Annotated in this window: 8 protein-coding genes; all 8 read left to right on the top strand. The window is 68.4% G+C overall.

Annotation, left to right across the window (positions count from 1 at the left end):
* Nucleotides 1-188: 188 nt before the first annotated feature.
* The 8 genes from CVA01_RS11860 (at nucleotide 189) to CVA01_RS11830 (ending at nucleotide 7896) form a co-directional block, all read left to right on the top strand.
* Nucleotides 189-1559, top strand: coding sequence for a tetratricopeptide repeat protein (locus tag CVA01_RS11860; RefSeq protein ID WP_141330954.1), 1371 nt, complete (start codon nucleotides 189-191; stop codon nucleotides 1557-1559).
* Nucleotides 1560-1566: 7 nt separating this feature from the next.
* Complete coding sequence (locus tag CVA01_RS11855) at nucleotides 1567-2583, top strand: HAD-IIA family hydrolase (RefSeq protein WP_141330952.1); 1017 nt, start codon at nucleotides 1567-1569, stop codon at nucleotides 2581-2583.
* Nucleotides 2580-2756: a hypothetical protein gene (locus CVA01_RS14950; protein WP_170209773.1), complete on the top strand. Its 177-nt coding sequence runs from the start codon at nucleotides 2580-2582 to the stop codon at nucleotides 2754-2756. Before CVA01_RS11855 ends, CVA01_RS14950 begins: the two co-directional genes overlap by 4 nt.
* Nucleotides 2756-3592, top strand: coding sequence for a TlyA family RNA methyltransferase (locus CVA01_RS11850; RefSeq protein ID WP_141330950.1), 837 nt, complete (start codon nucleotides 2756-2758; stop codon nucleotides 3590-3592). Before CVA01_RS14950 ends, CVA01_RS11850 begins: the two co-directional genes overlap by 1 nt.
* A complete protein-coding gene (locus CVA01_RS11845; protein ID WP_041629961.1) occupies nucleotides 3589-4512 on the top strand; it encodes an NAD kinase in 924 nt (307 codons plus the stop codon). The genes CVA01_RS11850 and CVA01_RS11845 overlap by 4 nt, the downstream gene beginning before the upstream one ends.
* A 55-nt stretch (nucleotides 4513-4567) precedes the next feature.
* Complete coding sequence (recN, locus tag CVA01_RS11840; protein ID WP_141330948.1) at nucleotides 4568-6322, top strand: DNA repair protein RecN; 1755 nt, start codon at nucleotides 4568-4570, stop codon at nucleotides 6320-6322.
* 111 nt (nucleotides 6323-6433) lie between these two features.
* Nucleotides 6434-7384 (top strand): LysR family transcriptional regulator, encoded by a 951-nt coding sequence (locus CVA01_RS11835; protein ID WP_174775639.1) that lies wholly within the window; start codon nucleotides 6434-6436, stop codon nucleotides 7382-7384.
* The gene (locus CVA01_RS11830) at nucleotides 7381-7896 is read left to right on the top strand and encodes an HPP family protein (protein WP_244938280.1); all 516 of its coding nucleotides are present in this window, start codon (nucleotides 7381-7383) and stop codon (nucleotides 7894-7896) included. Before CVA01_RS11835 ends, CVA01_RS11830 begins: the two co-directional genes overlap by 4 nt.
* The last annotated feature ends 5 nt before the right edge of the window (nucleotides 7897-7901 follow it).

The raw sequence follows: 7901 nt of genomic DNA, 5'->3' as shown, positions 1-7901 counted from the left end.
TCTAACTTGAAAGTGATGAAGCGGGGAGGGAGGCATACCAGGGTGGTGTGCCTCCCTCCCCGCTCTTCTGCGTGTGCAGCACCTGCACACGGTCTGGGTCCCTCCCCGGTGGGCCCGGACGCTGGTTGTCGAGGACACCAGTGACCTCTAGAATCGGGACAGTTGAGCTGATTCCAGAAAGGTATCTGATGAGCGAGTCTTCCGGCACGAGCGGATCGTACAATAACGGTCGTGACCGCGACCGACAGCAGCGAGGCGGCGATCGTCGTCCGCAGGGGGACCGCGGCGGTTACCGCGGTCGCAATGACTCCCGGGGAGACGACCGCCGTGGCGGTTACCGCGGGAACAACGACCGTCGGGATGACCGCCGCGGCGGATACCGGGGAAGCAACGACCGGCGGGACGACCGCCGTGATGATGACCGTCGTGGTGGCTACCGTGGCAACAGCGAGCGTCGGGACGACCGTCGTGGCGGCTACAACGGTGACCGTGGTGATGATCGTCGTGACGACCGCCGCGGAGGCTACCGTGGCAACAGTGACCGTCGGGACGACCGTCGTGGCGGCTACAACGGTGACCGTGGTGATGATCGTCGTGACGACCGCCGCGGAGGCTACCGCGGAAACAGTGACCGTCGTGATGACCGTCGTGGCGGATACAACGGTGACCGTCGTGATGATCGCCGTGACGGTGGTCGGGACGATCGTCGCGGTGGGTACCGGGGCAACAACGACCGTCGTGACGACCGACGCGGTGACGACCGACGTGGCGGTAACCGCGGATATCGCGGTAACAGCCGCGACGACAACGGCATGCGTCCTGACGGTCGCCGCCGCGACCACCACAACGGTCCGCAGCGCTCCGGTTACCGCGAAAACCGTGTGAACGACCGCTCCAATGAGCCGGAAGTTCCCGCGGACATCAGCCCCAAGGAGCTGGACCCGGCCATCCGCCAGGAGCTGCGCAGCCTGTCCAAGGACAATGCAGACAAGGTGGCCGGCCACCTGATCATGGCGGCGTCCCTCATGGACGAGGACAGCGCCAAGGCCCTGGCCCATGCCCGGGCAGCCAAGGAGCGCGGAGGCCGCGTCTCTATCACCCGCGAGACCCTCGGTATCGCCGCCTACCACGCCGGTGAGTGGAAGGAAGCTCTCACCGAGCTCCGCGCCGCCCGCCGTATGGCTGGTGGCCCCGGCCTCCTCGCCGTCATGGCTGACTGTGAGCGTGGACTGAACCACCCGGACAAGGCCATTGAACTCGGGACCTCCGAGGAGGCCGCTGAGCTGGATCCGGAGCAGCGTGCGGAACTGGCGATCGTTATCGCCGGTGCCCACCACGACCTGAAGCAGATGGACGACGCCCTGCTGGTCCTCGAACCGGAGACCGCAGCCTCCGACCTTCCCGAGGTCACCGCACTGCGTGTCACCTACGCCTACGCCGATGCTCTTGCACTGGCCGGACGCACCGATGACGCCCGCTCCTGGTTCACCAAGGCCTCGAAGCTCGACGTCCACGGTGTCCTCGACGCAGACGACCGGCTCGCCGAACTCAGCGAGTGACCCGCCGATGACGTTGCTGTCCTCCCTCGCCGCCACGCCCCACCGGATCCTCGACCGCTATGACGCCCTGCTCGTCGACCTCGACGGCACTGTTTTCCGCGGTGGAGCGCCCGTCGACGGAGCCCGTGACGGCCTGTCCGGACGCGCGTCGGTGTACGTCACCAACAATGCCTCCCGGTCGCCGCAACAGGTGGCGGAGCACCTCACCTCCCTCGGTGTCGAGGTGGAAGCGGCCGATGTGCTGACCTCCGCCCAGGCAGCCTGCACTCTCGCAGCGTCCCTGCTGGACAGCGGTGAAGGGGCAGTCCAGGGCACGCGCCCCACCGCCTATGTGGTCGGTGCAGGGTCCTTCCGGGGGCTCGCCACCGACGCGGGATTCCGGGTCGTGGACTCGGCCGACGAGCGTCCCGATGTCGTGCTGCACGGACACAGCCCGGAGAACAACTGGGCGATGCTTTCCGAGGCAGCACTCGCAGTGCGGGCAGGTGCGGTCTACGTGGCGTCCAACCTGGACACCACTCTGCCGAGTGAGCGGGGACTGCTCATCGGTAACGGCTCACTTGTCGCCGCGGTCGTCAGCGCCACCGGTGTGACTCCCCACAGCGCGGGCAAGCCCGGTCCCGCGATGTTCGAGGTGGCGGCGCGTCATCTCGGAGCCGAGCGTCCACTGGCCGTCGGCGATCGGCTGGATACCGACATCGCCGGCGGAATCGCCGCCGGCATGGACACCCTCTGCGTGCTCACCGGGGTCTCCGGACACCGCGAGATCCTGCACACCACGTGGCGTCCGACCTGGATCGCCGCGAACCTGCGCGACCACCTTGACGGCTGGACCGCACGACAGGACGGCGACACGGTCATCGTGGAGTCCGGTGCCACCGGTGACGTCGATGTCATGGCCGCAGAGGCTCTGGCTGTCGCCGCGCCGCTGGTGTGGGCCGCCGACGACAGGGGAGAGGACCTCACGGTCGATGCCGCGTCGGGTGACAGCGCAGCCACCGAAGCCCTGGCGGCCTGGCGGTGAGCGCGCCGATGCCCGGCTCCGACCGGTTCGACGCCGACGCCCTCGTCGCCGAGGTGGACGCCCTGCTGTCCTCCGAGGCGGAGGGAGCTGAAGAAGCGGACCTGCTCGAGCGCGCCCACCGGGTGATCGCCGATGCGTTGGACGGACAGAAGAAGGACGAGGAGAGACACTGATGGCCAAGTCCAAGGGAACGCAGCTGCGTCGGCTCGATACCGAGCTCGTCAAGCGCAAGATCGCCCGTTCACGCGAGCACGCCCGGGAGATGATCCTCGACGGCCGTGTCAGCGTCAACGGCATGGAGGCGAAGAAGCCCGCCACCGGTGTCGACGGTGAGGTGTCCATCCGCGTCACCGAGAGCGACGACGACCGGTGGGCCTCCCGCGGCGCACACAAACTTCTCGGCGCACTCGCGGCCTTCGAACCGCAGGGCCTCGACCTCGCCGGAACCAGGGTGCTCGACGCCGGCGCGTCCACCGGCGGATTCACCGACGTCTGTCTGGACCGCGGAGTCTCCGAGGTCCTCGCCGTCGACGTCGGCTACGGCCAGCTCATCTGGCGGCTGCAGAACGACCCGCGGGTCACCGTGCTCGACCGGACCAACGTCCGTACTCTCACCCTGGAACAGCTGGACGGACAGGCGGACGCCATGGTCGGTGACCTGTCGTTCATCTCCATCGAACTGGTGTTGCCTGCACTGGCGGCCTGTGTCCGTGACGGCGGTAGCCTGCTGCCGATGGTCAAGCCCCAGTTCGAGGTGGGCAAGAGCCGGTTGGGCCATGGTGGCGTGGTCCGTTCACCGGAGCTGCGTGCCGAAGTGACCCTCGGTGTGGCCTGTGAAGCACTACGCCACGGCATGTCGACCAGGGCCGTGACAGCGTCCCCGTTGCCCGGGCCGAGCGGAAACGTGGAATACTTTCTGTGGTTGATCAAAGACGGTGGCGCGACGGCCCCGGACGATGAACAGCTGCAGGCCATGGTCGATACTGCCGTCAAGGAGGGACCCCAGTGACCGACGAGACCCCCGCTCCCCGGGAAGTACTGCTGGTGGCGCACACCGGCGGAGACGACAAGCTCAGCTCCGCGGCCGCTGCCGCCCAGCAGCTCTCCGACGGCGGCCTGACCGTGCGCGTCATGTCCACCGGAGACCCCGCCCCGGTCGCCCGCCACGAGATCCTCGGGCGTTTCCCCCGCTACGGTCACACCCCCGACGCCGCACTCGGTGCGGACCTTGTCCTCGTGCTCGGCGGTGACGGCACCTTCCTGCGTGCCGCTGACATCGCCCACGCGCAGGACGTCCCCGTCCTCGGCGTGAACATGGGCCACATCGGCTTCCTCGCCGAGTGGGAGGGTGAGGACCTGCAGGCGGCCATCGACCGCGTCATCGGCGGCGACTACCGCATCGAGAACCGCATGACGCTGTCGATCACCGTGCGCGACGCGCAGGGCCGCGTCCTCGGTACCGGCTGGGCGCTCAACGAGTGCTCCGTGGAGAACCTCAACCGTCAGGGCGTGCTCGACGCGATCCTCGAGGTCGACCAGCGTCCGGTGAGTTCCTTCGGCTGTGACGGCGTGCTCGTGTCCACCCCGACCGGCTCCACCGCCTACGCCTTCTCCGCCGGGGGGCCGGTGCTGTGGCCGGAGCTGGCGTCTATCCTCGTCGTGCCCTCCAACGCCCACGCGCTGTTCTCCCGCCCGCTGGTCGTCTCCCCGGATTCGACGGTCGCCGTGGAGAGTAACCCGATGACCTCGCCGGCGACGGCCGTGATGGACGGCTTCCGCCAGATCCACATGCCGCCCGGTTCCCGCGTCGAGGTGCGGCGTGGCCCGCAGGACGTCCGCTGGGTGCGGCTGGACTCCGAGCCGTTCGCCGACCGCATGGTCAAGAAGTTTCGGCTCCCGGTCACCGGGTGGCGCGGGCCGCGACGCTGACAGTTGCACCGGACACTGGAATCTCGATCATCTGTTCGGTAAGATTCCTCCCATCATGCTGACTGAACTGCAGATCCGGAATCTCGGGGTCATCGAGGAAGCCACGGCGGAGTTCGCCGCAGGCTTCACTGTCGTCACTGGTGAAACCGGCGCGGGTAAGACGATGGTGGTCACGGGGCTGAAGCTTCTCTCGGGTGCGCGGGCGGACGCCCAGCGGGTGCGGGGCGGGACCGACAAGGCGTCGGTTGACGGCATCTTCCGCATTCTCGGCGGGGACGCCGACAGTGGTCCGACTGACGGTGACGCCGACAAACTCGCTCAGATGGTCGAGGAGATCGGGGGATATCTCGATGACGGGGAGGCGGTCGTCTCCCGGTCGGTCAACGCTTCCGGACGCTCCCGGGCTCACCTGGCGGGCCGGACTGTCGCCGCCGGTGTGCTCTCCGACTTCACCTCCCGGTTGCTGACCATCCACGGTCAGTCTGACCAGCTGCAGCTCACTGACCCGGTGAAACAACTGCGCAGTCTCGACAGTTTCGCGGGGCTCGACGATGACCGCCGGGAGTACCGCCGTCTGCGTCGACAGTGGGCGGGGCTGGCCCGGGACCTCAACGACCGCACCGTCAAGCGCCGGGAGCTCGCACTGGAAGCCGAGACCCTGCGCCATGCACTGGCGCAGATCGACGAGCTCGACCCGCAGCCCGGTGAGGACGAGGACCTCAAAGTGAGGATCAGTCGCCTGCAGGACGCCGATGACGTCCGCTCGGCCGTGGCCACCGCGCTGACCGCCGTCGACGGGGATCCTGAGGACGCGGGGGAGTCCGCCGCCGATGCCCTCGGCATGGCTGCCTCGGTCCTGGAGGCCGCCGCCGGCGGAGATCCGCGGATCGCCGGCCTGGGAAGTCGGCTGGCAGCCCTGGTCGGGGAGCTCGCCGACATCTCCGGCGAACTCGGGACGGTGCTCTCCGCTGCCCCGGACCCGGAGAACCTGGAGGATCTGCTGCAACGTCAGCAGGATCTGCGCGAACTGCGCACCTTCGCCGTCGACGTGGACGGTGCGCTGGCCTGGCGGGACGAGGCACGGGAACGGCTCGGGGCGATCGACGTCTCAGATGACGTCCTCGAGGAACTGCGTGCCAGGGTCAGCGATGCCGCCGAGGAGATGCTCGCCGCCGCCCGCCGACTCGCGGCCGGCCGCATCGCAGCCTCCGCCCGGTTCGCCGAGGCCGTCACCGCCGAGATCAGGGGTCTGCAGATGGCCGCGGAGTTCCGGGTGGAGGTGACCACCCACGGCGGTGACGGGAAGAACCTGGGGAAGGGCGCAGGGAAGAACGCCACCACCGCCGACTGCGGTCCGGACGGCATCACCGAGGTTGAGTTCCAGCTGGTCCAGGGCGGATCTGCCCACCCGCTGGGTGCAACCGCCTCCGGTGGTGAACTCTCCCGCGTGATGCTCGCCCTGGAGGTCATCCTCGCCGGATCCGGCCGCACAATGGTCTTCGACGAGGTGGACTCCGGCGTCGGCGGACGGGCCGCCGTGGAGATCGGGCGTCGGCTCGCCCGTCTGGCGGTCCACAACCAGGTCATCGTGGTGACACACCTGCCCCAGGTCGCGGCGTTCGCTGACGCCCATGTCCATGTGTCCAAGGCGGCGACCGATGCGACGGTGCGCTCCAGTGTGCGCACTCTCACCGAGGAGGAGCGCGTCGAGGAACTGTCACGGATGCTCGCCGGACTTGAATCGGACACCGGCAGGGCCCACGCCGAAGAGCTCCTGGAGACCGCGCAGACGGCCAAGGCCGCCATGTGAGCAGTGCGGGACATGTCGTTCATTTCTGCCGTACGTCCATGTGCAGTCATGTGATGCGACGTGACGCTCCAGGTGGGTGGTACCCCTGGCCGGTGGAGTAGCGTCAGCCCTATGTTGCTCACTCAGCTCGAGTACTTCGACGCGCTCGCCCGGGAACGCCACTTCGGCCGTGCCGCCGCGTCCTGCTTCGTGACGACCTCGACGATGTCCGAGGCAGTCCGGAAACTCGAGGCGGAACTCGGCGTCCCCCTGGTCAACCGGGGCCGGTCCTCTTTCCAGGACCTCACCCCCGAAGGCGAACTCCTGCTCACCCACGTCCGCCGGATCCTCGCCGACCGCCGCCGACTCGTCGAGGACCTCACCGCCGCCAGCGGACACCTGACCACGACACTGCGCCTCGGGACCATTCCTTCCGGAGACACCCGCGCCGCCGCCGTCATCGCCCGGCTCACCGCCGCACATCCCGGTATCCGCGTGGAGGTCAGCCCCGGCATCGGTACAGGAGGTCTGGTGGAGCGGCTGCGTTCCCACGACCTTGACGCCGCCGTGATCCACCCTGTCGACGACGTCGACGGGGCCGTCGACCTGGACGGGCTCACGCTCACCCCGCTGGAACCGGTGCGCTACGCCGTCGTGCTCACCGGGAGTCTGCTCGAGACACTCGGCCCTGGGCTGGGTCCGTCCCATGGTTCGGATGCAGGCCGGGACCGGATCACCGCAGTCGATCTCGCGAAGCTTCCGGTCGCTCTGCTCGCCCGGGGCATGTTCGCCCGTGCCTGCTTCGACCGGGCCACAGCCTCCGCGGGGGTGACAGTCACTCCTGCCGTGGAGTCCGATTCGGTGTCCTCACTGGTCGCCTTCGCCGCCACCGGTCAGTGGGCCGCGGTCGTACCGGTGGGGACGCCCGGTACGTCCACCCCGGACCTCCGCCTGCTGCCGCTGACCGATCCGGTGGTCGAGTTGCCCGCCGCGGTGGCCAGACTCACGACCCGGCCGGTCACCCGACTCGGCAACGCCGTCGACAACGCCGCCGCGGGAGTGGACAGCGGAGACATGAAGTGATCCCGGCGCTGCGGTCGGTAGGCCGTGCGCTCCGCAGATCTTTCACCCGCACCCAGCCCCGGTTCTCCATTCCGGCGATCCTGTTGTCCGGGTTCGCGTCGATGGTGGTCATCGCCCTACTCGGGTTCTTCTCCGACGTTGTCGGTCATCCTCTGCTCATGGCGAGCTTCGGTGCGTCCTGCGTCCTCGAGTTCGTTCTGCCGAAGGCGCCGGTGTCCCAACCGATCAATGTCATCGGCGGGCACATGATCTCCGCTGTGGCGGGACTGACGGTGGTCACCACCATGCCGACGCAATGGTGGTCGATGTCGCTGGCCACCGGCGTCGCGATCATGGTCATGGTGTTCCTGCGCGTCCTCCATCCACCGGCGGCGGGCATCCCCCTGATCATCATGCTCGACGGTGAGACCTGGAGCTACCTGCTCACCCCGGTGGTCATCGGCGCGATCTTCGTCACCATGTGCGGAGCGCTGTACCGGTGGGGGATGAAGAAGGCCCGGATGGTGCGCTGAATGAG

Origin of the sequence: Corynebacterium variabile (genome assembly GCF_006539825.1) — a bacterium.
Classification (GTDB): domain Bacteria; phylum Actinomycetota; class Actinomycetes; order Mycobacteriales; family Mycobacteriaceae; genus Corynebacterium; species Corynebacterium variabile.
This window is presented reverse-complemented; position numbering and strand designations above follow the sequence as displayed.